The following is a 25,136-nucleotide window of genomic DNA, read 5'->3' on the forward strand; positions in this document are numbered from 1 at the left end:
TCATACTTTTTTAGGGAGTAGGAGCGATGGGTGCGCCATTGGTTAAGTTGAGGATGCCAGAAACTACGATTTTGTCTCCAGCTTTGAGTCCTTCTAGCACTTGGTAATTACTGCCTTCAATGGCTCCTAATTTGACTGGTTTTTGCAGAGCTACTAAAGATGGCGCTCCTGGTTTAGGATTTTCTGGTGCTTGAGCCACAAATACAAATGCTTCTCCACCAAGGCGGGAAACGGCTGTCACAGACACTAAAATTCCGGGACGTTCATCCCAAATGATTTTTGTTTGGACTAACTGGCGATTTAGTAATTGTCTGCCGCCATTTCTAAAGGTGGCTTTGGCTAAAACTGTTTGCGAATTAGAATTGGCGTTGGGTGAAATGAAACTGATGTTACCTGTAGCGGTGGGTTGACTTTGAGCATCAAGCATTTGCACTGGTAAACCGACACGCAATTGCTTGGCTTGCGTCAGAGGTACAGAGATATTTAATTCTAAGGAGTCATTTCTGGTGAGGGTGGTGAGGCTGTCGGCTTTGCTAACAAATTCTCCGACTCTTACTGGAATATCCCCTAAAACGCCGGTAAAGGGAGCGCGGACGTGGTGTACTGCAATTGTACTTCGGCGGCTTTGACTTGAGCTGCTGCTTGGGTAACTTGCGATCGCGCTTGGGCAATTTCTTCTTGACGGGGGCCGTTTTCTAATTGTCTTAAGTTTTGTCTTTGCTGCTCAACGGCTGCTTCTAATTCATTAATATCTGAACGTCTGGCTTTGCTGAGTTGCTCTAGGCGTTTTTGTGCCACTACTAATGCGGCGGCGGCGCTTCGTTGTTCTTTCAGATAACCTTCCATCTGATCTTCGGAAATTGCCCCTTGTTTTTGTAAGTTTTCGTAGCGTTCGGCGCGAGATTTTGCTAGTGCTAAGTCAGACTTAGCAGCTTCAATTTGAGCTTCGGCTTGCGCCATTTCTTCGGGACTGGAACCTGTTTGAGCATCTCGTAAACGCGCCTGGGCTTGTACTAGCTGCGCTCTGGCTTGGGCAATTTCTTCTGAGCGTGTACCTGCTTTCAGTTCTGCTAAACGTGCTTGCGCTTGTTCAAGGGAAGCTTTGGCTTGGAGTAACTGTGCTTGGGCATCATCACTTTGCAGACGAATCACTACTTGTCCTTGGGAAACGCGATCGCCTTCTTGATATAAAATCTGTGTGATTCTTGCGTCAATTTCTGGCTTGAGTGTAACTGAGCGTGGTGCATCCAAATTCCCAACTAATTCTGACGTTTCCTGAATCGTTGCATTCTCCACAGTGGCTAATTTCACAGGAACTCCCATTGGTTGACCCGCAGCAGCCCCAGCAGGTGCATTACTCGCTTGACTAGTTTGCCACCAACGCCAACCGACACCAAGACCTGCAATTAACAACACGACACCTAAAATTACAGGCCAAGGCCGCTTTTTATTAGCTATGGAAATGTGTTTTGGTTCGGTTGAAGGATCTGTTGGTTGAGCCTGATGAGAGTCCGTAGTAACAGGCTGTTCTATTTCAAGCGGAAACTGTGAATCAGGGAACTCAGATTGGGACATGGGTTTTCATGCAAGTACTTGCTTGCATTATATCTGGAGGAGACCAAAATGTGTATAAACTAAGTCAGACAATGGCGATCGCGACAATATCAGCTTTCGTAGTTTTAGCCCCTAAATTTGTGAGTGTAATAATAAGTTTTGATTATTTAAAATTTAAGTAAAAATCTTAGTGATAGGGAAAATTGAGATAAATAAAAACTATTGTTTGCCTAAGTGTCTGCAAGGTTTAGCTGACTTGATTGGACAAACCCATCAAAAAACTTTCAAATGCCACTACCTTAAAAAACTCAAGTAATCAACACCAGCATAAAAGTAAGCTAATTCCCCAAATCCCGCGTCCTTCTGACGATAGAAATGTGTGTCAGCAAAACAGGCAAGAAAAAGGGCTGAGTCACCGAAATTTGCAAGGGCGGGAAGAACCTCCTGAACTTTGCTCAACGAGGGGAAACCACGCACGCAACTTCTCGCTGAGTATTGAGTGCTGAGTAAGAAATTGAATCTTATTGACTAGCCGCCAACCCCTAACCTCTAAACTTGTTGAATATATTCCAAAAAATTTTAGATGTGTACGATATTACCCTAAACTTATTTATGAGTATTCAGCTAATTTTTGGAGGCATGGTGGAATTATGGATGTCAGCTTAATTGTATCTAACATCTTGAATCCACCTGTGTTAGCTTTCTTTTTAGGTATTTTGGCGGTATTAGTTAAAACAGATTTAGAAATTCCCGCACCAATACCGAAATTATTATCTTTGTATTTGTTATTTGCCATTGGGTTTAAAGGTGGAGTAGAACTCGTTAAAAGTGGGATTAATCAATCAGTAATCCTCACCCTTTTAGCCGCTATGTTAATGGCTTGTGTTGTTCCTGTTTACACATTTTTTATTCTGAGAATTAAGCTGGATACTTATAATGCAGCTGCGATCGCAGCTACTTACGGCTCAATTAGTGCTGTGACTTTTATTACTGCCAGTTCTTTTTTAACGCAACTGGGAATGAGTTTTGATGGCTTTATGGTTGCAGCCTTGGCATTAATGGAATCACCAGCCATTGTCGTGGGGTTAATATTAGTTAATGTTTTTACAGTTGATGAAAACGAACGCGAATTTAATTGGTCAGAAGTTTTACAAGAAGCTTTTCTAAATAGTTCGGTATTTTTGTTAGTTGGTAGCTTGTTCATGGGTGTCCTTACCGGAGAACATGGTTGGCAAACCTTAAAACCATTTACCCAAGATATGTTTTATGGTGTGCTGACGTTCTTTTTATTGGATATGGGACTTTTAGCTGCCAGAAGAATAAAAGATTTGCAAAAAACTGGATTTTTCCTGATTTCGTTTGCGATACTAGTACCAATTTTCAATGCTGGCATATCTTTATTAATAGCGAAAGCAATCGGAATGTCCCAAGGAGATAGCTTGTTATTCTCTGTGCTATGCGCCAGTGCATCCTACATTGCTGTACCAGCGGCTATGCGTCTCACCGTCCCAGAAGCGAATCCTAGTTTGTATGTTTCGACGGCGTTAGCTGTGACTTTTCCTTTTAATATCATTGTCGGCATCCCGCTCTATTTATACGGCATCAATCTATTTTGGAGGTAAGATTATGCAGCCTGTAAAACGGATAGAAATCTTTGCCAACTATGTTGAACTCGGTAAAATCTTAGAATCTTTAGAAAAGGCAGGCGTAAGGGGACATTCAGTTATCAAAGATGTAGCCGGCAAAGGTACAAGAGGCACCATCACCAATGATTTAGCCATGACAATGCTAGACAATGTTTATATCATTGCCTTTTTTCCACCAGAAAAATTGTCTTTGGTAGAATCAAATGTCCGACAAACTCTGAGTAAGTTTGGCGGAGTTTGTTTTATTTCTGACGCAATCGAAATCGAGACTACTAGATGTGTGGGATGAAGTATGAAGTGTGAAGTATGAAATGAATTTCATCAGCACTTTAAGCATTAACATCACTTAAGCGTGAGGTTGTAAATCTATCCATCCACTTTTCTAAGTAAACTCGGTTGGCATTTTGTTCAGATGGTTCTTGAGTGTCAGCAGGGTAAGGCATCAATCCTAAAATTGCGGCTGTAGTCACGCAAAACATTGACTTTTGGAAACTGATACAGATTTGTACTCGTAAATCATCTTCTCCACGCAGGCGGCGGCGATACACAGCGTGCAAATATTCTGGCAAATAATGGCGCATATCCTGCATCAGCAAGGTAGGGGGAATGCCTGCACCGCCAATTGGTAAAGGATCAGCATACAATGCACCATACTGGAATCGTCCTTGATCTGGGGGAATTTGATAAGCTTGGGCATTGTAAGAAACTGTGCCGTGAAATGGAGTTCCCCGGAAGAAAACTGCCTCAACATAAGGTACGGCTGTATCTCCTAAAAATGTTAAACCAGTTTTTTCTGGGATAATGTCGTAGGTTTTATCTTGAATTTTGACAGAGTATGTAATTGGCTTGAGAGCATCGGCTACCAAACCTGCTTTAATGTGGTCTACAACCTGCTGAATTGATGTGATTTCACCGTTGTCATAACGGTCAGATAAGCTGAGGAAAATATCAGCCATGACGCGCCAAAATTGACCCAAGCCACTGTAGTAAGCCGAAACTCGCAATTGTTCTGTTAAAAAATCAGGGAATAATTGGTTTAATCCTAAAATAAAGGGATTATTTTTAAATTTAGCAGTGATTACTGCTTTGGCGCGTTCTTGAAATTCTTTGGTATCTAAATAAGCATCTAAGCCGCCGCCACCATGCCACATCATGGCTTTCATACAATATTCGGCATATTCGTAATTTATGCGATCGTGCCACCAGTGGCGCAGTAATTTATTAAAAGAAAATTCGTTATTAAAGTATTTAAAGAAAGGAAAAAAGACTAAAAATTGATGGTCAGCAATGTATATAAGATTATTAGAGTAGGCATCTAAAACCACACCATAGCTTTTAAGGATACCAACTACTTCTAAAACATTTTCCTTGCTTTCAGGTAATAATGCCCCACCTGTTTGTAATCTTTTTACATATTCATCTAAAGGATGTGAGCCGGGTTTATTTTTAATAGTTACCATTGCCAGTTCTCCAAATTGGGAATGAGTCAATAAAAAAGCAAAAGTAAAAAATTTTACTTTTTGCTTTTTAATTTTTACTTTAATTTTTCTACAGAGACTGTTGCCATTACCTTATCTACATTCATCATGGCGGTGATTGTGGGTTCAGTCCAGTGAGATAACCAAGCAGGTTGAATGCCAAAAATCACAATTAATATGGCTAAAACTACAGATGGTAGGCGATCGCTCCAATAAACTCGTGGTAAACTAACTACCTGTGCTGATAAGCGCCCAAAAAATGCCCTATTCATCAGAATTAAGAAGTAAACCGCCGTCAAACCAGTCCCCAGCATAGATAGTAGGGTTTGCACGGGAAAAATAGCAAAACTGCCCCGGAAAATCACAAATTCTGAAATAAAACCGACCATTCCTGGTATACCTGCGCTGGCCATCACTCCCAAAACCATCAAGCTACCAATCACCGGCATTCCCCGTTCAGGATTTAAGAGTCCGCGAATCACTTCTAAATCGCGGCTACCTGCTTTTTTGTATACAACTCCCACCAACAAAAACAGCAGGGCAGAAATCAAACCGTGGCTAATCATCTGCATCACAGCACCCAATACACTCAGAGGTGTAGAAGCGGCGGCGGCTAATAAGATATAGCCCATGTGTCCAATTGAACTATAGGCTACCATCTTTTTCATATCAGTTTGGGCGATCGCGCAAGATGCACCGTAAAGCACACTCACTACTGCCCAAGTTGCTAACCAAGGCGCGATATAATTCCAAGCATCGGGTAATAAGTTCATCCCAAACCGCAGTAAGCCGTAAGTCCCCAACTTCAATAGCACTCCAGCTAACAATACAGAAATCGGTGTAGAGGCTTCAACGTGGGCATCAGGCAACCAAGTGTGGAAGGGAACCAACGGTATCTTAATGCCAAAGCCGACCAAAATTCCTACAAGCAGTAAGATTTGTGTGGCTAATGGTAAAGATGCAGCATTCAAGTTGGCTAAGGCGAAATTGGAACCGCCACTCAGCCAAACCATACCCAGGAAACTTGCCAAAATCAAAATGCCAGATATGGCTGTGTAAATTAAAAACTTAGTCGCGGCGTAACCTCTTCTCGCACCACCCCAAATGGCAATTAACAGGTAAAGAGGAATCAGTTCTAGTTCATAAAACAGGAAGAATAAGAGTAAATCTTGTGCCAGAAAAGCGCCTGTTACGCCTGTGCTTAACAATAATATGAGTGAGTAATACAACCGTGGACGTTGTTGGGAACTATCGCTGCTAGAGATAGCAATGCAAGTCAACAGTCCATTTAAAACCAGTAGCGGCAAAGATAAACCATCAACTCCAAGGTTGTAACTTAACCCAATGGCATCTACCCAAGGAATAAACTCACTAAACTGTTGATTAATTTCTCCTGGGTTGAATTGAATGGCGAGAAAAACTGACCACAAAAAAGTAAGACCAGCACAGACAAACGCCATACCACGGGCAAATTTGCCATCAAGAATAGCAGGCCAAAAACCAATGATGATTGCGCCTAACAATGGCAGCAAAATTAATGCACTCAGCATAGTTTAGAGAGAATTAGGGAGTAGGGAATTGGGCTTAGAGATTAGTATTGCTTACTCAGCAACGCCACTTGCTTCAACGGAGGAAACCTCACGCCAGTTTGCTCAAGTCGGGGAACCCGCCCACGCAACTGGCTCCGCAACGCAGTGGCTCCTCAGCACTCAGCACTTTTAAAAATGCAAGTTGTTGAGAAGTCCTAATGACCAACTGATGAAGAAACCGAGAATGCTAACGACTACGAGGATGGTCAACATATAGCCTTGGGATTGGCCAGAAATGCTGTACCTTAAACTTTGCCCACCAAAAATGGTGAAAATACCTACCAAGTTTACAAAGCCATCCACGAGATAGCGATCGCTCCAAGCAGATATTTTAGACAGTAATGCTACTGCTCCAACTACTGTCAATCTATAGATCCTGTCTATGTAAAAATCATAACCCAGCAAGTCTTGTAAGAATCGCCATACCAAAATTCTGGATCTTGACCAAGCTTTATGCAGGTACATAGTTGAACCAACACCTACTCCGACCACAGTCGAAACCAGCAATGTTACTACTACATACCAATTGATACTTTCTCTGCTTGGCAGTAAGTACCATTGCTGAAGCATCAAGGGCAATATCAAGGTCATTATGGTCAGCGTCACCATTGGCACTGCCATCTGCCAGCCAACTTCGGGTGTACGGCGAGTTTTTTGCTGTGGTGTACCCCAAAAGATTAGGCGAAATACTCGCGTTAAGTTTAAGGCTGTTAAACCATTCACAATAACTAAAATGGCTATTACCCAAGGGCTAATAGCCACCAAACCATCTGCCCACGACAGCATCGCCCAAAAGCTGCCCAGTGGTAGTAATGTAATCATGCCAGCCGCACCCACAACAAAGGCGGTAGTGGTAGCTGGCATCCGCGACCATAAACCGCCCATCTCAGTTAAATCTTGGGTACTGGTGGTATAAATTACCGAACCCGAACTCATAAATAATAATGCTTTGGCGATCGCATGAGTCAATAGCAACATCAGGGCCACGCCTCCTTGCTGCATCCCTACCGCCAAAAACACCAGTCCCATATATGCACTAGTAGAATGGGAAAGCGATCGCTTAATATCAATTTGAGCCAGGGATACTAAAGTTGCTCCTACTGCCGTCACTGAACCCATGATTATCAGCGCATTCAACGCCACTGGTGATAAAGCCAAAATCGGTTGTAGTTTGTAGAGTATATAAGCACCTCCAGCAACCACCAGCGAATTTCGCATCACCGAAGCTGGGTTTGGCCCTTCCATCGCTTCATCTAACCACAAATGCAAAGGAAATTGAGCGCATTTACCTGCTGGCCCCGCAATTAATCCTAAACCTAGCAATGTGGCGACCGCTGGGCTTAATTCTGCGGTTTGCGCCCACTCATACAAATCAGAAAAATTCAAACTGCCCGCCCAACTCGAAAGCGTTACCACAGACATTAGCAACAACAAGTCGCCCACCCGCTTGGTTAAGAAAGCATCCCGCGCTGCTGTCACCACTAAAGGTTGTGCATACCAAAAACCCACCAGCAGGTATGTAGATAGGGTCAGGACTTCTAGCAAAGCATAACTGAGAAATAAAGAGTCACTAATGGCTAAACCACTTAATGCTGCTTCAAAAAAACCAAGAAGCCCAAAAAAGCGTGCTAGAGACCAATCTTTTTCTAGATAGCCCAAAGCGTAAATTTGTGCCAACAAACTTAAGCCAGTGATTAAAACTGTTGCCCCAATACTCACAGGCGATAGTTCTAATGCAAAGGATAAGTTTAAATCCACCGCTTGAAACCAACTAACTAACAAATTCTCTGGTTCTCTATCCCAAACATCTTTAAAGACAAACAAGCTATGGGTAAAACCCAAAACAGTAGTCAACAAATTGATATAAGCCGCTGGTCTAGGGCCTGTCCTTCTAATGATTCCCATCGCCCAGGGCAAAGTTAAAAGTGCGCCTATCAAGCTATACAAAGGCACACACCAACTTGTTGAAAATAGAAACTGGTTCATTTAATTTGCTTACCTTTACAACTCTGCCTTAATTTTTTTACCTTTTGAAAAATCATCTTTGACTTAGTTTTTTGGATGAAAATCTATGTTAAATTTGGTTTTAAAAAAATGCGTAATACTTTTTCGGATTGCAAAATTACTGCCTAAATTCCAGCTAATATAATTGATTTACATATTTAAATTTCCCACCTTTCATTTTGAACTATACTCATTTGTAAATTTCTATTTCTAACGTTTAGCAGAGATATTTATAAGATATATTTAAAAAAGTTATATGCTTTTTAGATATTCCTATTGACATACTACAAAACTGAGGAAAGATAGAAACTGTAAAAGATGCAGTAGTTTTACCTTCCTCACCAGAGACGATTAGTCTTGGCTATGAACAGCGATTTGGATATGTAATAAAAAAAATTATAAAGCATAAGCGCCTGCTCTTGGAATCAGTGGACTTAAACAGAGCAGAAACACCGTATGACAAAGAATTAAGTTTTTTTAAACTTTTTTATTATAAACTATTATACTAATTTATATTGCCAGGGGAGCCAAGCTTTCCTATGCTTATTTTTGGAAGTGTCTTTTAGCTCAAGATGAGCATCCCCGTCACAATTTTCAAACCACAGTACTGATTGGATTAAATTTTTAGGAGTTTCTGCGATGCCAATTGCAGTTGGAATGATTGAGACAAAGGGCTTTCCAGCAGTAGTAGAAGCTGCTGATGCGATGGTCAAAGCTGCCCGTGTAACTTTGGTAGGGTATGAAAAAATTGGTAGCGCCCGTGTCACCGTAATTGTGCGGGGTGATGTTTCGGAAGTGCAAGCCTCAGTTGCAGCTGGAATTGAAGCGGCCAGAAGAGTGAATGGTGGTGAAGTGGTTTCCACTCACATCATTGCCCGTCCCCATGAAAACTTGGAATATGTTTTGCCGATTCGTTACACAGAAGCAGTGGAACAGTTTCGCACTTAACAGTCGATAATACAAAATAACTAACGGGGTTGCTTGCTTGAGCTACGCTTTTGTTTGTTTGAGAAAATTTAAATAGGGATTAAAACTAATGTCAATTGCAGTGGGAATGGTAGAAACTCTTGGCTTTCCAGCAGTAGTAGAAGCTGCTGACGCGATGGTGAAAGCTGCGCGTGTAACCTTAGTAGGTTACGAAAAAATCGGTAGTGGTCGGGTAACAGTAATTGTCCGGGGTGATGTTTCCGAAGTTCAAGCTTCTGTAGCAGCAGGTGTGGAATCAGTGAAGCGAGTCAATGGCGGACAAGTTCTATCAACACACATCATTGCTCGTCCCCATGAAAACTTGGAATACGTCCTGCCAATTCGTTATACAGAAGACGTAGAGCAATTCCGGGAAAATGTTAACGCAATTCGACCTTTCGGCGGTAGAAGACCATAACATATAATGCAAATTGCCAAAGTACGTGGCACAGTAGTTAGCACTCAAAAAGATCCAAGTCTTCGCGGTGTCAAACTACTGATGTTGCAATTAGTGGATGAAGAAGGAAATACCTTACCAAAATACGAGGTAGCAGCGGATACCGTAGGAGCAGGAGTAGATGAGTGGGTGCTAGTCAGCCGTGGCAGTGCCGCTCGTCAAATTCTTGGTAACGAACAACGCCCTTTGGATGCAGCAGTGGTGGCGATAATTGATACTATTCATGTTCAAGATCGCCTTATTTACAGTAAAAAAGACCAATATAGATAGTCATTAGTCATTAAGTCATTGGTTTGAGACAAAGGACAAATGACCAAAGACTAAAAGACAAAAGCTTAATTCAGGAGGAATCTCGCAATGGCAGTCAGCAGCACGGCGGCACCCCCAACCCCGTGGTCAAGAAGTTTAGCTGAGCCAGAAATCCACAAAACCTCATTTGTCCACTCCTTCTCCAACGTAATTGGAGATGTGCGGGTAGGTGCAAATGTAATCGTCGCTCCAGGGACTTCGATTAGGGCGGATGAAGGTACACCTTTTTACATCGGTGAAAATACCAATATCCAAGATGGTGTAGTGATTCATGGGTTAGAGCAAGGCCGAGTAATTGGTGATGATGGCAATGAATACTCGGTGTGGATTGGTAAGAATGCTTCTATTACCCACATGGCTCTGATTCATGGCCCAGCTTATGTAGGGGATAGTTGCTTTATTGGCTTTCGCTCCACAGTATTTAATGCCAGAGTGGGCGCAGGTTGCATCGTGATGATGCACGCTTTAATACAAGATGTAGAAATTCCCCCAGGTAAATATGTACCGTCGGGAGCGATAATCACCAGCCAGCAGCAAGCTGACCGTCTGCCAGATGTGCAAGATCAAGACCAGCAGTTTGCCCATCATGTAGTGGGAATTAATCAGGCACTACGGGCTGGTTATCTCTGTGCTGCTGATAACAAATGTATTGCACCCATCCGGGATGAATTAGCGAAATCTTATACAAGTAGTAATGGTTTAACTGTTTTAGAGTTGGAAAGGAGTAGTGAAGTGGCGAGCAATAGCTTGGGTGCAGAAACAGTCGATCAAGTACGCTATCTACTGGAACAAGGTTACAAAATTGGTACAGAACATGTAGACCAAAGACGGTTCCGTACAGGTTGTTGGACTAGCTGTCAGCCAATTGAACCCAGATCCTTGAGTGAAGCCTTATCAGCATTAGAAGGCTGTTTGGCAGACCATAGTGGTGAGTATGTGCGTTTATTTGGGATTGACCCCAAAGGTAAGCGTCGGGTGTTAGAAACAATTATTCAACGCCCAGATGGTGTAGTTCAACCAACTACCAGCTTTAAAGCTCCGGCAAGTACAGGTAGTGCTGGCTACAACGGCAATGGTCATAGTAATGGTGCCGGAATTGGTTCAATTAGTGCGGAAACTGTAGACCAAATCCGCAAACTCTTGGCTGGTGGTTACAAAATTGGTACAGAACACGTAGATGAGCGTCGTTTTCGGACTGGCTCTTGGGCTAGTTGTAAGCCGATAGAAGCTACTTCAACCGACCAAGTGGTAGCGGCGTTAAAAGAATGTATTGAAAACCATCAAGGTGAATATGTCCGCTTGATTGGTATTGACCCGAAAGCTAAACGCCGGATATTAGAAAGTATTATTCAAAGACCAAACGGCCCAGTTGCGCCCTCGAATGGTCAAAAATCTTACGCTGCTACCAGCAGTTATAGCTCGGCAACAGCAACAGCACCTGTAAGCAGCAGCAACCGTTTGAATGCAGAAGTTGTAGACCAACTACGGCAGTTACTGGCTGGCGGTTACAAAATTAGCGCGGAACATGTAGACCAAAGACGTTTTCGGACTGGCTCTTGGTCTAGCTGTGGCCAAATAGAGGCTAGATCAGAAAGAGATGCGATCGCAGCTTTAGAAGCATACCTGTCTGAATACCAAGGTGAATACGTGCGCTTGATTGGCATTGACCCTAAAGCCAAACGTCGTGTGTTAGAAACAATTATTCAACGTCCATAGGAAAAGGGAGTAGGAGTAGAAAGTAGGGAATGGGGAATAGAAAGTTTAAAATGTTTTCACCACTTACCCTTAACATTCAACACTCCCCACTCCCTCATAAAAATTTGTCCGGCTTCCGAGGTTTAATTTTCCATGTCTGTGCCGCCACTGCGCCTCCATAATAACTTTGACCCTTATATTAGTGGCGAGGTGATAATTCACCCCAGTGCAGTGTTAGCACCTGGTGTCATACTCCAAGCGGCTACCAATAGCAGAATCATGATTGGCCCTGGTGTCTGTATTGGGATGGGGTCAATTCTCCAAGTCAATGAAGGAACCCTGGAAATAGAAGCAGGGGCTAACCTGGGAGCCGGTTTTTTGATGGTGGGAGCAGGCAAAATTGGTACAAATGCTTGTATTGGTGCAGCCACAACAGTTTTTAACTGTTCTGTTGCACCGGGAACAGTCATACCACCAAGCTCAGTGTTAGGAGATACTAGTCGTCAGATTAGTCTTACCGAACCACCAGCACTACCCATCAATAATGCTGCTGTTCCTGATCCTCAACAGCAACCACCAGAAGACAATAATCTAGGAGAAACTGAGGCAAAACCGATTTCTATTTCCTCAACGAATCTCTCCGCTTCTGCTTTCTTGGAGTTAACGCACCAGTCAATTTCGATTCCTCAACCTTCGCCCACACCCTCTGCCCAACCACCTCCGAACCAGAACGATGAAAATGCTGCTAGTTCATCAGAAGTGAGTGCGGAAAATTCTGAGTCTCCTGATATTTTTGGAACTCAAATTTATGGGCAAGGGAGTATTCACAGGCTGTTAACAACATTGTTTCCCCATAGACAATCCTTGAACAATCCTAAGTCTGACGAACCGCCTGAATAAGTGTTAATTGTAAGTTGTCCCCTAAAGTATGAAGTATGAATTATGAAGGATGAAAAAACTGCTTTCATCTTTTATTCTTGATTCTTCAGCCTTTCGCTTACCTTTAGCATAGACTGTGAGTATCCTGGAGAATTCACATGGAGACATATAATCAACAGTCCCTTAGTACTGTTCGGGCAGCATCACGTCGACGAGATAGAGATAACCTCAAGGATACTGCCTTGGGTATGGTATCTACCCTCAGCTTTCCAGCCATAGTTGGTACTGCTGATATGATGTTAAAATCTGCTGGGGTTCACCTAGTGGGATATGAAAAAAATTGGCAGTGGTCACTGTACAGCAATTGTACGGGGTGGTATTGCTGATGTCCGGCTAGCAGTAGAATCAGGTGTGCAAACTGCTGAACAGTTTGGTCAATTAGTTTCTAGTTTGGTCATTCCTCGCCCTTTTCCCAATCTGGATGTAGTTCTGCCGATTACAAATAGATTAAGTAAATACATGGAGGAAGGGAGTTACAGCCGTCTGAGTAATTTAGCGATTGGATTGGTGGAAACGCGGGGGTTTCCGGCGATGGTAGGAGCTTGCGATGCCATGCTTAAATCGGCTGATGTGCAGTTGGCAGCCTATGAAAAAATCGGTGCGGGTTTGTGTACAGCTATTATTCGTGGTTCTGTGGCTAATGTCGCAGTAGCAGTGGAAGCTGGAATGTATGAAGCAGAACGCATTGGGGAATTGAACGCAGTGATGGTGATTCCGCGGCCTTTGGATGAGTTGGAACAAACTTTACCTGTGGCAAGTTGTTGGATAGAAGAACGGCAACCAATTAAAATGCCAGTGAATATTAAGGAGCAAGTTGCTGAGTTAGAGGTACTTCAGTTGCCAGATTTGGCTAAGTTGCCTGCAAAAGTTACTGAAGAATTATGGAAGGATGAATGATGAATTTTGAACTATGAGTGATGAATCGTGGGAAAATTCTCCTCAGCATTCAACATTCAGCATTCATCTTTAGCTGGAAGGCATCTTACGCTTCGCTTGTTGTTTTGATCATAACTTTTACGGACTATAAATCAAATATCTTTCTTTTAATAGCGAAAATAGATTTTTCTCTATACTAAAACTCATAACTTTGTATGAGCGACACTGCTTGATTGGCAGGTGTTTAGTGATACTAGTTTTATATCTATAGATCGCTATTAGAGGAGAATCACCCTTGAACCAAGCGACGCTACACCAGCTGAAGGTATTTGAAGCGGCGGCTCGGCATGGTAGCTTTACTCGTGCTGCGGAAGAATTATTTCTGACTCAACCCACAGTCTCTATGCAAATTAAGCAATTGACCAAATCTGTAGGGTTGCCCTTGTTTGAGCAGGTAGGGAAACGTTTGTATTTGACAGAGGCGGGTAGAGAACTGTTTGCCACTTGCCGACAGATTTTTGAGACTATTGCCCAGTTTGAGATGAAAGTGGCGGATTTGAAAGGGCTAAAGCAAGGGCAATTACGTTTAGCAGTCATTACTACAGCCAAGTATTTTATTCCACGTTTGTTGGGGCCATTTTGTCAGCGTTACCCAGGAATTGATATTTCCCTGCAAGTCACAAATCACGAAAAAATTATTGATCGGATGATGAATAATCTGGATGACTTATACATTATGAGTCAGGTTCCAGAACATTTGGATGTCAATTGTGAGCCATTTTTAGACAATCCTCTGGTGGTGTTTGCACCAGTAAATCATCGTCTAGCAAAAGAGAAAAATATCCCAATTCACGAGTTAAACGATGAACCTTTTATTATGCGTGAACCCGGTTCAGGAACTCGACGCGCTGTGCAGGCGTTGTTAGAAGAACATGAAGTAAAGGTAAATGTCAAGCTAGAGTTGGGGAGTAATGAGGCAATTAAACAAGCGATCGCAGGTGGTTTAGGCATCTCTGTTTTATCACGTCATACTTTACTCTCAGATGCTTCGGAGTTTAGTATTTTAGATGTGCAGCATTTCCCGATTAAACGAGCTTGGTATATGGTTTATCCAGCCGGAAAACAGTTATCAATTGTCGCTCGGACTTATTATGAGTATTTGCTGGATGCGGCGAAAACATTTGTTGAACAAACTGAAACTCCTATTTACAGCACTGTTGATTGAGTTTTGACATAGCAGAAGGCAGGAGGCAGAAGGCAAGAGGCAGGAGATAGAATTATTACTATTTCTTGGCATTCGCACTTTTTAAATCTCCTAACCTATACTTCCATTTGCTTGACTGGAAGTACCTGAACCATTAATAAAGTTAGTTAACCAGCAGAGTCATTTGATATGGGGGAAAGCTGGCAGTGACAAACCTGGAAACTCCTTCTTTGAGAAAAACAGTCCCAACCCAGGTAGTAGCCGTGACGGTGTATGGCGATCAAGCCTTAGTTACACGCCGAGGTGTAGTTGCTTTGGTAGGAGTAGAAAGGGAATTGGTGATTAATTCACTGCCAGTCACTCTTGAAACTGATTCTGTGCGGGTGAGCGGTACAGGTACTGTAGGAGTTAGCTTGTTGGGAGTAAGTAGCGATCGCATCTACACTACCGAACCTGTAGCCGAACGAGCAGCACAGTTAATCCGCCAAATTCAACAAATAGAAGCGGAAAAACGCAATTTACAAGCGCAAATTGATGCCTTAGCTTTGCAGACTCAATTTATTGAGGGTTTGCGGGAAAAAACAGAAGAACCATTTGCTCAAAGTTTGTCCCGCAAAAATCTCAGTCTCAGCGAAACTTTAGATTTTTTGAATTTTTTAGGCAGCCAGTACAGTGAATATGCGATCGCATCTGGTGATTGTCACAGTCAACAGCAAGAATTAGATAAGCAACTGCAAGCACTCCGCGCTACATTACACAATATTCAAACACCCCATCCCAAGGAAAGTTTTAACTTGGTTGTTGGTGTTGAAGTTGCTGGCGCTGGTGAATTTGAATTAGAAGTGTCCTACATTGTCAATAGTGCTGGCTGGACTCCGCTTTATGACTTACGAGTTGATAGTGCCAGTCAGTCAGTGCATTTAAGCTATCTGGCGGAAGTTACCCAAAATACTGGCGAAGATTGGCTAGATGTAGCACTCACCCTCTCAACTGCGAAACCAGGGTTAGGTACATTACCACCAAAACTAGAACCCTGGTACATTGACACTCTACGTTCGCGCTCATTGCAACGAGTCTTACCCCGTCCATCATTACCTACCATAGCGGCTGCACCAGCGGCTGAAGCTATGTTTTCCCAAGAAGAAGAGGATTTAGCGGATGATGCTTTCATAACCGCAGAACATATCAAAGCGACAGTAGCCAAACAAGGCAGTGTCGTGACTTTTAAACTCAATGGTGGTGGCAACATCCCTAGTGACGGTGCGCCTCATAAAACTACAATTTTTAATGATGATTACCCTTGTGTTTTTAATTATGTCGCAATGCCGCGTTTAGTCAGTTTTGCTTATTTACAAGCTAATATCAAAAACAGTGCTGATGGTACAACTTTATTACCAGGAAAAGCCAATATTTTTCGGGATAGTATTTTTGTCGGTACAACTCAATTAGAAAATATTACGCCAGGGCAAGAATTTAGCTTGAACTTAGGCATTGATGAAAATTTAAAAATTGAACGTAACTTAGTTGAGCGACATGTAGATAAAAGAATTATTGTCAATCAATGCCGCACTACTTACGCTTATCGGTTATTAATTACTAACTTACTCAATCAAGAAACTAATTTAAAAATTACAGAACAATTACCTGTTAGTCGCAACGAGCAAATTAAAATTCGCCTCACCCGCATTCAACCGCAAATTCCCCTGGGAGAGATGGGAATTTTAGAATGGGAATTAAATGTTTTACCTCAAGAACGACGCGAGATATATTATCAATTTACCTTGGAACACCCACCGGAAGTAACCATAGTTGGTTTAGATATGTAGATATTGCGCCAATCCAGATGAGATGGCTTTATACTTGTGCTGTATCGGATCTTACCTCTTAAGTGTTACAAATAAAAAATACTACAAGTAGCATAATTAGCTAATTGCTAAGTGTTACTTGATTCAGGAGTTTTGGTGATGATTCAATTCCGTATTCAGCCAGACAGCGAAATTCCCGCTTCTACCCAATTATTTAATCAAATCCGGTTTGCGATCGCATCTCGCCAATATCCACCTGCTTACAAATTGCCCAGCACAAGGGCATTAGCCATGCAAACTGGGTTACACCGCAACACTATTAGTAAAGTTTATCGACAGTTAGAAGATGAAGGTTTAGTAGAAAGTCTGGCTGGTTCAGGAATTTATGTCCGCGCTCAAGGTCACGAGGGCGGTAGTAGATTACAATCACCCATTCTCCAACAACACCCCGAAGCATACAAAGTCGTACAGCAAGCCCTTGACCAACTCCTTGCCCAAGGCTGTTCTCTCAGTCAAGCCCGTGAGCTATTTTTAGCAGAGATGGATTGGCGTTTGCGTTGTAGCGCCCAAGTACTAGTTGCAGTTCCTTCTCAAGATATTGGTGCTGGGGAATTGATGGTATATGAATTAGAGCAATCACTCAAAATTCCCATCCAGCTCATTCCAATGGAAGAATTAGCAGCTGTGTTGGATAAAACTAACTCGGCTACAGTCGTTACCAGTCGCTATTTTATTGGTGAAGTCGAACAAATTGCCGCGCCAAAAGCAGTGCGAGTCATTCCTTTAGATATCTATGACTACAGTAAAGAACTGAATTTAGTTAAAAATTTGCCCAAGGATAATTGTATCGGCATCGTCAGCCTGAGTACAGGTATTGCTCGTGCGGCTGAAGTTATCTTGCACGGTTTACGCGGTGATGAACTGCTAGTGATGACTGCACAACCAAAAGATGCTTATAAACTTCAGGCAATTGTTAAGCGGGCTGAAGTTATTATCAGTGATGTCGCCAGTTTTCGGGCAGTACAATTAGCAGTGCAAGCGGCGGCTGAAGATATTATTCGACCACCAAAATTAATGAAGGTAGAAAATTATATTGGGTTGAATTCAATTAACTTACTAAAACGCGAGTTAGGTTTAAGTTAATCAGCAACCCTGACACAATAGCTCAGACCAATTAGTTGATGAAGAATTAAAATAGTAACTATTTGGAGGTGTGGCGATGGCTTCACCATTTCCAGGGATGAACCCGTATTTAGAAAATCCGCTATTTTGGTCGGAAGTTCACAACCTATTAATTGCGGCAATTTTCCGCATATTAAATCCTCAACTGCGTCCTAAATATAAAGTTGCTATAGAAAAGCGAGTCTATCAAACAATTGATGAAGATTCATTGTTAGTTGGAATTGCTGATGTCTCAGTGCAGAGTACAACACAAAAATCATCAGCAGAACCAGCTACCTTAACTATAAAATCACCCTCTGTTGAAGCTGTGACAGTTGATGTCGCTATGCCAGAAACTGTCAAAGAAACTTACTTAGAAGTGCGAGATATAACAACCCAAGAAGTTGTCACCACAATTGAAATGTTATTGCCAAAAAATAAATGTCCAGGGGAAGGCAGAAGTGCCTATATAAAAAAGCGGTTACAGGTTTTAGGCAGTTACACTAATTTGGTAGAAATTGATTTTCTGCGGGATGGTAAATCAATCCAGCCACTCCAAAATAATCTTCAAACTGACTATAGAATTTTAGTCAGTCGTGCGGCAACACGTCCAAAGGCTGATTTATACCCATTTAATTTACCAAATCCTATACCTGCTTTTCTCTTACCTCTACGTGAAGGTGATACAGAACCATTACTCGATTTACAAACATTAATTAATCAACTCTATGAAGAAGGTAACTATGATTTGGTAATTGACTATACTCAACAACCATTACCTCCAATTTCAGCAGAGAATTTAGCTTGGATAGATGCAATTCTGAAAGAGCAGGGATTAAGGCATTGAAATAAATTCGCGGTTTGAGTAAACCCACAGATAGAAGAGGGATGTTACAAGATAAGGGGACAATGGGATAGGCAGACACACTTAACAAAAGCCCAAGGATTATGTTTGTAGAAATGCACCCTTATATTGGCCTGATAGAAGCAATCAAGCAACGTAGAGCCGCTAGAGCTTTTAAGAGCGATCGCATTCCCGAAGTCATTTTACAAGAAATACTGGAATTAGCAGCCCAAGCACCATCAGGCTTTAACCTCCAACCTTGGCGATTTATTGTTGTTAAAAGCCAACAAAACAAAGAAAAACTGCAAGCTTGTGCATTTAACCAACGCCAAATAAGCGAAGCACCAGTTGTGTTAATTTGTTGTGGTGATAGACGTGCCGCAGAGATGGCAAATATCACTTCTGTCATCCATCTTGGAGATGATCAAGGCATTATGACCCCCAGTTATGCCAGCTATATGCGTTCTAGCATTCCTGAATTTTTCCGCAATCACCCCAGTTTTGACACAATGGAAGCCTGGACTAACCGCCATACAATGTTAGCAGTCGCTTATATGATGATTGTCGCCAAAAGCTTTGGTGTAGATAGCAGCCCAATGGAAGGGTTTGTCAGCACTCAAGTTAAACAAGCATTTCAAATTCCAGACGAAGTAGATATATGCTGTTTACTAGCTCTTGGCTATGCAACTGAACCCTTCAAATCTTATGGCGGACGCTTCTCCACTAACCAAGTTTGTTTCAGCGAAACCTATGGCGAACCTTTTGAGGTCGATGGTTAGTGTAGTTTATACAAAAATAATAGACAGAAAGATTAATCTATAGATTTATGAAAGAAAACCTCAAAATTGGTTTAAAGCAAATTACTCTCAGAAAAGCGAGAAGAAATTCTCAATATCAGTATTTTTTCAAGATATTAAAAAGCGATCGCCTCTTGATTTTCTCACTTCAATCACCAAGCGATCGCTCTTAACTTTAATAATGACTCTTCAAAACTCTTATTCCTCCGTGTTCTCTGTGCGACGGACACTTTGCTCAAGTCGGGAAACCCGCCCACGCAAGTGTCCTCCTCTGTGGTTCGATAAATATTTACACAATTGAAGGAATTTGCAAAAACTCTCGCACCCGTTGTAAATAAGTCGGCGCATCTTCCAACATGGGGAAATGTGCTGTATTAGGAATTAAAGCAAACTCAACTTTGTCATTCATTGCTGCTGCTTGTCTTCCCATTGCGGCGGGAATAATTTGGTCATACTCACCCGCAATTAGCAGCGTTGACACTGTTAATTTAGCAAACTCTTGTGGCATTAATTCAGATTGTGCTTTACTTACAGATGTAAAAATTGTACCTAAAGCAGCATCATAATCTGCATCTAAAAAATCTTGTAAAAAAGCCTGACGTTCAGCTTTTGGTATGGAGCGATGTAAAAATCTCGCCATAAACATCCTGTCAACAAATGGAATTTTACCTAACCATTTGGGACGGAATTTCACTACATAACCGCCAAATTTATGAAAGGCTGTAAAAGCTTTTTCATCATATTCAAAAATCCCACTACAAGTTAAAATTCCTCGCTCTACTTTTTGGGGATAGCGGTTAAAAAACAAAGTTGCAACGGACGCACCCATTGAATGAGCTTGGATGTAAACACGCCCAAGATGCAACTCATCTAAAAGTGCTGCTAAATCATCAGCATATTCTTCCAATTCGTAGGTTAATTCTTGAATTGCTGCTGATGTTTCTTGACTGGACTGGGAAGTAGCAACAGACTCACTGGCGGGGACTATAGTTGGTTTACCACCAGAACGCCCAAACCCGCGCATATCATAAAGTAAACAATCAAATTGGTCTGATAAAGCTTCCGCAGTGCTTTTCCAATATCTAGCTGAACCAGCCCAACCGTGAACGAACACCATCACGGGTTTGTTCACAGCAGCAGATGATTGTTTCACCCACTCGTAGTAATGTTCAACGCCACGAACGTCAATATAAGGCATTTTTGAGAGTTAGCATCTAAAAGATAAAAGTTAGGAGTTTTGAGTTTGTAATTAATTCCTCACTCTAAACTCCTCTTTCCTAACTTTAATCAATACTCAGCACTCAGCGAGAAGTTGCGTGCGGAGAGAACTTGCGTGCGCGGGTTCCCCGCGTTGAGCAAAGTTCGGAGGGTTCCCCTCGTTGAGCAAACTTCGGTGACTCAGCACTTAGCACTAATTTACGCTGATTCTGGTTTTGGTAGTGAAGATGGATGTACTATCAGTTCGGCGGTAGAGCGTTTCTCGACCATTTCTCGCGTTACTGTGCAGCGAGTCACGTCTTTACGAGATGGTAACTCGTACATCACATCTAGCATTAGTTCTTCTACAATACCCCGCAATGCTCTTGCACCCGTTTTGCGGCGGTAGGCTTCTTGAGCGATCGCTCGCAAGGCATCCTGTTTAAAATCTAATTGGACGTTATCCATCTTCAGCAGTTTTTGGTATTGTTTCACCAAAGCACTGCGCGGTTGAGTCAAAATTGCCATCAGGGCTTCTTCATCCAGAGGATCTACCACTGCTACCATTGGTATCCGCCCGATAAATTCGGGAATCATCCCAAATTTCACCAAATCATCTGGTTCTAAATTCCTGAGAACATCGGCGGTGCGTTTTTCTTTTGATTGTCCTTCGCCTGGTTGCACAAAGCCAATTGACTTTTTACCTGCTCTCTGCTCAACAACCTTTTCTAAGCCAACAAATGCACCACCACAGATAAACAGAATATTACTGGTATCGATTTGGATGCAGTCTTGATACGGATGTTTTCTGCCGCCTTGGGGTGGTACGTTGGCGATCGTACCTTCTAGCATTTTCAGTAATGCTTGTTGTACGCCTTCACCAGAAACATCCCGTGTAATTGAGGGATTTTCACTCTTGCGGGCAATTTTATCAATTTCATCAATGTAGATAATTCCGCGCTGTGCTTCTTCTACATCCAAGTCTGCTACTTGCAACAGCCGCAGCAAGATGTTTTCCACATCTTCACCGACGTAGCCCGCTTCTGTTAATGTGGTAGCATCCGCCACGGCAAAAGGTACGTCTAAAATCTTAGCTAGAGTTTGTGCTAACAGGGTTTTGCCGCAACCAGTCGGGCCAATTAACAAAATGTTAGATTTCTGTAGCTCTACTGAATCATCTGCTCCGTTTTTGCCACTGCCTTTAGACTGCAAGATTGCCAGCCGCTTGTAGTGGTTGTAAACTGCGACTGATAAAACTTTTTTGGCTTCGTCTTGGCCAATGACATGCTCATCGAGATACTTTTTAATCTCTCTGGGTTTTGGTATCTGATTAAACGAGAGATTAGCAGAACGATTCCGACGTTTTTGAGGTGCTTCAGACTTTGGTGCTGGTTGTGGCGCTACACCATTGGTGTCCAGTAACTCCTCATCTAGTATTTCATTACACAAGTCAACGCACTCGTCGCAGATGTAAACTCCCGGCCCTGCGATCAACTTACGCACCTGCTCTTGAGACTTGCCACAAAACGAACATTTTAAATGGGAGTCGTACTTAGACATACCAGCCTCTTATTTCAGAATGGTGACGTTTTCCCCAGCTGTGGGAAGATTTTGTCGGGAGATAACCTGATCAATCAAACCGTAATTTTTAGCTTCTTCTGCCGACATGAAAAAGTCGCGGTCTGTATCTGCTTCGATTCTCTCTAGAGGTTGACCAGTATGATGAGCCAATAACTGATTCAACTGTGCCTTGATATAAAGAATTTCTCTGGCTTGAATTTCTATATCAATGGCTTGACCTTGAGCGCCACCTAGAGGTTGATGGATCATAATTCGAGAGTCAGGTAAAGACATCCGCTTACCTGCGGTTCCAGCCGCTAACAAAAATGCGCCCATGCTTGCAGCTAATCCAAAACAGATCGTCACAACATCAGGACGGATTTGTTGGATTGTATCATAAATTGCCATTCCTGCGTAGACGGAACCACCAGGAGAATTTATGTACAGTTGAATGTCTTTTTCTGGGTCTTCGGAATCTAAGAATAGCAACTGCGCCACGATGGAATTAGCAACGGTATCATCGATGGCTGTTCCTAGAAAAATAATGCGCTCTCTTAATAGGCGGGAGTAGATATCAAATGCTCTTTCTCCCATACCCGACTGCTCTACCACAGTTGGCACAATGCTGTTAGGGCCATTTAGATGGGAGTTAATAGCTAGGTGACTGGAACTGATGATGGGGTAATTTCCCGACTGCGATAAAAGCATAGGAGAATATCTGAGAACTAATAGGACTTAGCTTAAGGCAGCGATCGCTGCTTTTTTCGCGGATGAGATTTTGATTTGAGCTATGTGTTAACCATTATGCCTCATCCAGATTTTTCTCGTGTAACACAGTATCAAGCTCAGGTTGTTACAGGTAAAGAATTTTGTCTAAAATACCAGCAATATTAAGCCTCCCTTAAATGTTGACCACCGAGTGCTGAGTAATAATTTTTCACATTCCAACCAAATACTTACTACCCTAGCCTAATCTACCCAAAGCTGGAATGCGATCGCTCTAAAGTAGAGATAGCCGAAGAGGAGTTATGAGTGCTGAGTGCTGAGGAGCCAGTGCGTTGTGGTGAGCAGTCCTTTGGGCGGCTTTGCCGACTTGAAGGAACTGCGAACCCGAAGGGAGGTTTCCTCCGTTGTAGCAACTGGCGTTGCTGAGTAATATATTTTCCCCTTGCACCCTGCACCCTGCACCCTTACCCCTATCCTTCTACTGCTGATTCTGCCGTAGCTTCGCTGTTGCTTGCCTCAGTCTCAGGTGCAGTTGCTTCATCTGCTGGTTCTTCTTGGGCGTTTAAAGTACCTTCTGGGACTAATTCAACTGATGAGTTGTCTAAGAGCCAATTGAGAATTTTGTCACTCAGCAGTTCATTTTCCACCATTGAGTTGAGTTTTTCTTCGTCAATATCTTCATCAGCATACTGCTCTAACAGTTCTGTCACTCTGGCTTGGAGTTCTTCTGGGGTAACTACCAAAGATTCGCGTTTGCCGATTTCTCGCAGGGCTAAAGAACGTTTGATGCGTTCAATTGCCTCTGGGCGTGATCTCTCCCGCAATTGCGGAATAATATCTTGAGTAAACAGCTTTCTCACATCCAAACCCTGTTGCGCCAAGCGCATAGCAGTTTGAGTCAGCATTGCATCAACTTCTTGCTCAATCAAAGTCCCTGGCAAGTCAACGTCTACGTGCTTCAGTAGTTCTGCCAGTAATGCTTCTTGCTTGTTGGTTTTGGTTTTGTCTTCAGCTTCTTTTTGATACCTATCTTCTAAAGATTTCCGCAGTTCTTCTAAGGTTTCAAAATCGCTGACTTCTTGAGCAAAATCATCATCTAATTCTGGCAGTTCTTTTTCCTTCAATTCCTTGAGGGTGACTGTAAAAATTGCTGGTTTGCCTGCTAATTCTTCGTTGACATAAGGATCTGGAAACTGGGCGGAGATTTCCTTGGTTTCCCCAGGATTCATCCCGACTATACCTGTGACAAAACCAGGGATAAATTTATCTTCCTGTAACTCGACTTGAAAATCAGTCGCATCACCGCCAGGAATTGGTGTTGGTTCGGCATCAGGATCATCACCTTCGGCTTTAGCTATTACCCCTTGAAAATCTACAACAGCCACATCACCAATTTTGGCGGCTCTACCTTCGACTGGAATTAGTGTCGCCATTTGTTGGCGTTCTTTTTCCAGGACATTATCTACCTGGGTGGGGTCATATTTAATTTCTTCTGCTTGGGCTTGCAACCCAGTGTACTGGTTTAGGGTGACTTCCGGTTCCACATCCACAGCCACCAAGAATGTCAGGGGTTTTCCCGGTTCATAATTATTGATCAAGTCTTCAAAGGAAGAGCGCAATTGCGGCTGACCAATTGCTTGAATGTCTTCTTGTTTAACCGCTTGTTCGATGCCATCTTGAATCAATTCTTCTAAGGCGGCGGCCTTGATGCGACTTACCCCCAGGCGCTGAAGCAATATCGGTCGAGGCACTTTACCTTTACGAAACCCAGGAATATTAACAGTACTGGATAAGTTTTTAATAACTTGTTCGTAGGTTTGCTGAGTGATTTCTGGTGTAATCTCTATCTCTAGCCCGATTTGGCTGGCGGGAAGTTTCTCCTGGGTAACTTTCATGCTTCGTCTCTATTTAGTATTTTTAACTCCAAGAACACATAAGCCACAACTTAACGCTTATGCGCTTTGATATCTCTAGGTAGGAATGGCAAGTGCCTTCAGTAGATATCCAGTTTACTGCCAATGGCAAAGGACTTGACACTTTACCACAATAAATTTATCTATACACCCTCTCACCTAAACTTGGGAGGTCTGTTTACCCAACAAGTCCCAGTTTAATATGTAGCTTGCCTTGTAGCTTGGTAGTTGACTTGTTTAGCTGAATGCCACTTGAATCATAGTACATTGATGATCTGCCTCTATGCCTGTCATGGTGAAGGCACAACATTTGTTAACTTCCTCATCAAAAATGGTAATGGTTGATCCTGATTTGCTAGACGTTTTTTTTCTGAGCGTAATTTGTTGTAGAATAATATATACTTTTTTAGTTGGTA

Annotated in this window: 23 protein-coding genes and 1 pseudogene; 14 read left to right on the top strand and 10 right to left on the bottom strand. The window is 42.5% G+C overall.

Annotated elements, in window-relative coordinates; translation table 11 throughout:
• Positions 1-10: 10 nt before the first annotated feature.
• Positions 11-658 (bottom strand): efflux RND transporter periplasmic adaptor subunit, encoded by a 648-nt coding sequence (locus ACX27_RS33770; protein ID WP_335337831.1) that lies wholly within the window; start codon positions 656-658, stop codon positions 11-13.
• Entirely contained in the window at positions 568-1,575 is a 1,008-nt protein-coding gene (locus ACX27_RS33775; protein ID WP_235526622.1) for an HlyD family secretion protein, read from the bottom strand. The genes ACX27_RS33770 and ACX27_RS33775 overlap by 91 nt, the downstream gene beginning before the upstream one ends.
• Before the next feature lie 629 nt (positions 1,576-2,204).
• Between ACX27_RS33775 and ACX27_RS13235 the strand changes: the two genes are divergently transcribed.
• Together ACX27_RS13235 and ACX27_RS13240 are read left to right on the top strand one after the other, a co-directional pair.
• Positions 2,205-3,176 carry a sodium-dependent bicarbonate transport family permease gene (locus ACX27_RS13235; protein ID WP_062293076.1) on the top strand — a complete coding sequence of 324 codons (972 nt, stop codon included), beginning with the start codon at positions 2,205-2,207 and terminating at the stop codon, positions 3,174-3,176.
• Between the two features lie 4 nt (positions 3,177-3,180).
• The gene (locus tag ACX27_RS13240; RefSeq protein WP_062293078.1) at positions 3,181-3,489 is read left to right on the top strand and encodes a P-II family nitrogen regulator; all 309 of its coding nucleotides are present in this window, start codon (positions 3,181-3,183) and stop codon (positions 3,487-3,489) included.
• A 40-nt stretch (positions 3,490-3,529) separates the two neighbouring features.
• Here the strand turns inward: ACX27_RS13240 and ACX27_RS13245 are convergent, their stop codons facing one another.
• From ACX27_RS13245 to ACX27_RS13255, 3 genes are all read right to left on the bottom strand, one after another.
• Positions 3,530-4,660, bottom strand: coding sequence for a CO2 hydration protein (locus ACX27_RS13245; RefSeq protein ID WP_062293081.1), 1,131 nt, complete (start codon positions 4,658-4,660; stop codon positions 3,530-3,532).
• A 74-nt stretch (positions 4,661-4,734) separates the two neighbouring features.
• The gene (locus ACX27_RS13250) at positions 4,735-6,228 is read right to left on the bottom strand and encodes an NADH-quinone oxidoreductase subunit M (RefSeq protein WP_062293084.1); all 1,494 of its coding nucleotides are present in this window, start codon (positions 6,226-6,228) and stop codon (positions 4,735-4,737) included.
• Positions 6,229-6,396: 168 nt separating this feature from the next.
• Positions 6,397-8,253 carry an NAD(P)H-quinone oxidoreductase subunit F gene (locus ACX27_RS13255; RefSeq protein ID WP_062293086.1) on the bottom strand — a complete coding sequence of 619 codons (1,857 nt, stop codon included), beginning with the start codon at positions 8,251-8,253 and terminating at the stop codon, positions 6,397-6,399.
• A gap of 657 nt (positions 8,254-8,910) precedes the next feature.
• Between ACX27_RS13255 and ACX27_RS13260 the strand changes: the two genes are divergently transcribed.
• The 12 genes and pseudogenes from ACX27_RS13260 to ACX27_RS32380 all read left to right on the top strand — a co-directional run bounded on the left by ACX27_RS13260 (position 8,911) and on the right by ACX27_RS32380 (position 19,497).
• Positions 8,911-9,219, top strand: coding sequence for a carbon dioxide-concentrating mechanism protein CcmK (locus ACX27_RS13260; protein ID WP_010995042.1), 309 nt, complete (start codon positions 8,911-8,913; stop codon positions 9,217-9,219).
• Between the two features lie 88 nt (positions 9,220-9,307).
• Entirely contained in the window at positions 9,308-9,655 is a 348-nt protein-coding gene (locus ACX27_RS13265) for a carbon dioxide-concentrating mechanism protein CcmK (RefSeq protein WP_015111750.1), read from the top strand.
• A 6-nt stretch (positions 9,656-9,661) separates the two neighbouring features.
• The gene (locus ACX27_RS13270) at positions 9,662-9,964 is read left to right on the top strand and encodes a EutN/CcmL family microcompartment protein (RefSeq protein ID WP_062293088.1); all 303 of its coding nucleotides are present in this window, start codon (positions 9,662-9,664) and stop codon (positions 9,962-9,964) included.
• Positions 9,965-10,051: 87 nt separating this feature from the next.
• Entirely contained in the window at positions 10,052-11,719 is a 1,668-nt protein-coding gene (locus ACX27_RS13275) for a ribulose bisphosphate carboxylase small subunit (RefSeq protein ID WP_062293091.1), read from the top strand.
• Positions 11,720-11,851: 132 nt separating this feature from the next.
• On the top strand, positions 11,852-12,598 hold the full coding sequence (locus ACX27_RS13280) for an LbetaH domain-containing protein (protein ID WP_062293094.1): 747 nt from the start codon (positions 11,852-11,854) through the stop codon (positions 12,596-12,598).
• 137 nt (positions 12,599-12,735) lie between these two features.
• A pseudogene (locus ACX27_RS13285) lies at positions 12,736-13,534 on the top strand (BMC domain-containing protein).
• 274 nt (positions 13,535-13,808) lie between these two features.
• Positions 13,809-14,738 (top strand): LysR family transcriptional regulator, encoded by a 930-nt coding sequence (locus tag ACX27_RS13290; RefSeq protein ID WP_062293096.1) that lies wholly within the window; start codon positions 13,809-13,811, stop codon positions 14,736-14,738.
• A gap of 185 nt (positions 14,739-14,923) precedes the next feature.
• Positions 14,924-16,543, top strand: coding sequence for a mucoidy inhibitor MuiA family protein (locus ACX27_RS13295; RefSeq protein WP_062293099.1), 1,620 nt, complete (start codon positions 14,924-14,926; stop codon positions 16,541-16,543).
• 138 nt (positions 16,544-16,681) lie between these two features.
• A complete protein-coding gene (locus ACX27_RS13300; protein ID WP_062293102.1) occupies positions 16,682-17,665 on the top strand; it encodes a GntR family transcriptional regulator in 984 nt (327 codons plus the stop codon).
• 76 nt (positions 17,666-17,741) lie between these two features.
• Positions 17,742-18,530, top strand: a complete 789-nt coding sequence (locus ACX27_RS13305) for a DUF4058 family protein (RefSeq protein ID WP_062293105.1) — start codon at positions 17,742-17,744, stop codon at positions 18,528-18,530.
• 101 nt (positions 18,531-18,631) lie between these two features.
• A complete protein-coding gene (locus ACX27_RS13310; RefSeq protein WP_062293108.1) occupies positions 18,632-19,306 on the top strand; it encodes a nitroreductase family protein in 675 nt (224 codons plus the stop codon).
• A gap of 47 nt (positions 19,307-19,353) precedes the next feature.
• On the top strand, positions 19,354-19,497 hold the full coding sequence (locus ACX27_RS32380) for a hypothetical protein (protein ID WP_158507376.1): 144 nt from the start codon (positions 19,354-19,356) through the stop codon (positions 19,495-19,497).
• Between the two features lie 116 nt (positions 19,498-19,613).
• Here ACX27_RS32380 and ACX27_RS13315 read toward each other — a convergent pair whose 3' ends face one another.
• The 5 genes from ACX27_RS13315 to tig form a co-directional block, all read right to left on the bottom strand.
• Positions 19,614-20,522, bottom strand: a complete 909-nt coding sequence (locus ACX27_RS13315; RefSeq protein WP_062293112.1) for an alpha/beta fold hydrolase — start codon at positions 20,520-20,522, stop codon at positions 19,614-19,616.
• A 218-nt stretch (positions 20,523-20,740) separates the two neighbouring features.
• A complete protein-coding gene (gene clpX, locus ACX27_RS13320; RefSeq protein ID WP_062293115.1) occupies positions 20,741-22,081 on the bottom strand; it encodes an ATP-dependent protease ATP-binding subunit ClpX in 1,341 nt (446 codons plus the stop codon).
• Positions 22,082-22,090: 9 nt separating this feature from the next.
• The gene (gene clpP / locus ACX27_RS13325) at positions 22,091-22,789 is read right to left on the bottom strand and encodes an ATP-dependent Clp endopeptidase proteolytic subunit ClpP (RefSeq protein ID WP_062293118.1); all 699 of its coding nucleotides are present in this window, start codon (positions 22,787-22,789) and stop codon (positions 22,091-22,093) included.
• Positions 22,790-23,055: 266 nt separating this feature from the next.
• Complete coding sequence (locus tag ACX27_RS31700) at positions 23,056-23,262, bottom strand: hypothetical protein (RefSeq protein WP_144427452.1); 207 nt, start codon at positions 23,260-23,262, stop codon at positions 23,056-23,058.
• Between the two features lie 15 nt (positions 23,263-23,277).
• The gene (tig, locus tag ACX27_RS13330; protein ID WP_062293121.1) at positions 23,278-24,702 is read right to left on the bottom strand and encodes a trigger factor; all 1,425 of its coding nucleotides are present in this window, start codon (positions 24,700-24,702) and stop codon (positions 23,278-23,280) included.
• Positions 24,703-25,136 lie beyond the last annotated feature (434 nt).

It is taken from the genome of Nostoc piscinale CENA21, assembly GCF_001298445.1.
In the GTDB taxonomy this organism is placed as follows: domain Bacteria; phylum Cyanobacteriota; class Cyanobacteriia; order Cyanobacteriales; family Nostocaceae; genus Nostoc_B; species Nostoc_B piscinale_A.

Excerpts from the sequence above, each read along its gene's own strand:
- ACX27_RS32380 (WP_158507376.1), top strand. The coding sequence starts at position 19,354 with ATGAAAGAAAACCTCAAAATTGGTTTAAAGCAAATTACTCTCAGAAAA.
- clpX (WP_062293115.1), bottom strand. The coding sequence starts at position 22,081 with ATGTCTAAGTACGACTCCCATTTAAAATGTTCGTTTTGTGGCAAGTCT.
- ACX27_RS13275 (WP_062293091.1), top strand. The coding sequence starts at position 10,052 with ATGGCAGTCAGCAGCACGGCGGCACCCCCAACCCCGTGGTCAAGAAGT.
- ACX27_RS13305 (WP_062293105.1), top strand. The coding sequence starts at position 17,742 with ATGGCTTCACCATTTCCAGGGATGAACCCGTATTTAGAAAATCCGCTA.
- ACX27_RS13245 (WP_062293081.1), bottom strand. The coding sequence starts at position 4,660 with ATGGTAACTATTAAAAATAAACCCGGCTCACATCCTTTAGATGAATAT.
- ACX27_RS13260 (WP_010995042.1), top strand. The coding sequence starts at position 8,911 with ATGCCAATTGCAGTTGGAATGATTGAGACAAAGGGCTTTCCAGCAGTA.
- tig (WP_062293121.1), bottom strand. The coding sequence starts at position 24,702 with ATGAAAGTTACCCAGGAGAAACTTCCCGCCAGCCAAATCGGGCTAGAG.
- ACX27_RS13270 (WP_062293088.1), top strand. The coding sequence starts at position 9,662 with ATGCAAATTGCCAAAGTACGTGGCACAGTAGTTAGCACTCAAAAAGAT.
- ACX27_RS13310 (WP_062293108.1), top strand. The coding sequence starts at position 18,632 with ATGTTTGTAGAAATGCACCCTTATATTGGCCTGATAGAAGCAATCAAG.
- ACX27_RS13250 (WP_062293084.1), bottom strand. The coding sequence starts at position 6,228 with ATGCTGAGTGCATTAATTTTGCTGCCATTGTTAGGCGCAATCATCATT.
- clpP (WP_062293118.1), bottom strand. The coding sequence starts at position 22,789 with ATGCTTTTATCGCAGTCGGGAAATTACCCCATCATCAGTTCCAGTCAC.
- ACX27_RS13315 (WP_062293112.1), bottom strand. The coding sequence starts at position 20,522 with ATGCCTTATATTGACGTTCGTGGCGTTGAACATTACTACGAGTGGGTG.
- ACX27_RS13280 (WP_062293094.1), top strand. The coding sequence starts at position 11,852 with ATGTCTGTGCCGCCACTGCGCCTCCATAATAACTTTGACCCTTATATT.
- ACX27_RS13235 (WP_062293076.1), top strand. The coding sequence starts at position 2,205 with ATGGATGTCAGCTTAATTGTATCTAACATCTTGAATCCACCTGTGTTA.
- ACX27_RS13255 (WP_062293086.1), bottom strand. The coding sequence starts at position 8,253 with ATGAACCAGTTTCTATTTTCAACAAGTTGGTGTGTGCCTTTGTATAGC.
- ACX27_RS13300 (WP_062293102.1), top strand. The coding sequence starts at position 16,682 with ATGATTCAATTCCGTATTCAGCCAGACAGCGAAATTCCCGCTTCTACC.
- ACX27_RS33775 (WP_235526622.1), bottom strand. The coding sequence starts at position 1,575 with ATGTCCCAATCTGAGTTCCCTGATTCACAGTTTCCGCTTGAAATAGAA.
- ACX27_RS13265 (WP_015111750.1), top strand. The coding sequence starts at position 9,308 with ATGTCAATTGCAGTGGGAATGGTAGAAACTCTTGGCTTTCCAGCAGTA.
- ACX27_RS13240 (WP_062293078.1), top strand. The coding sequence starts at position 3,181 with ATGCAGCCTGTAAAACGGATAGAAATCTTTGCCAACTATGTTGAACTC.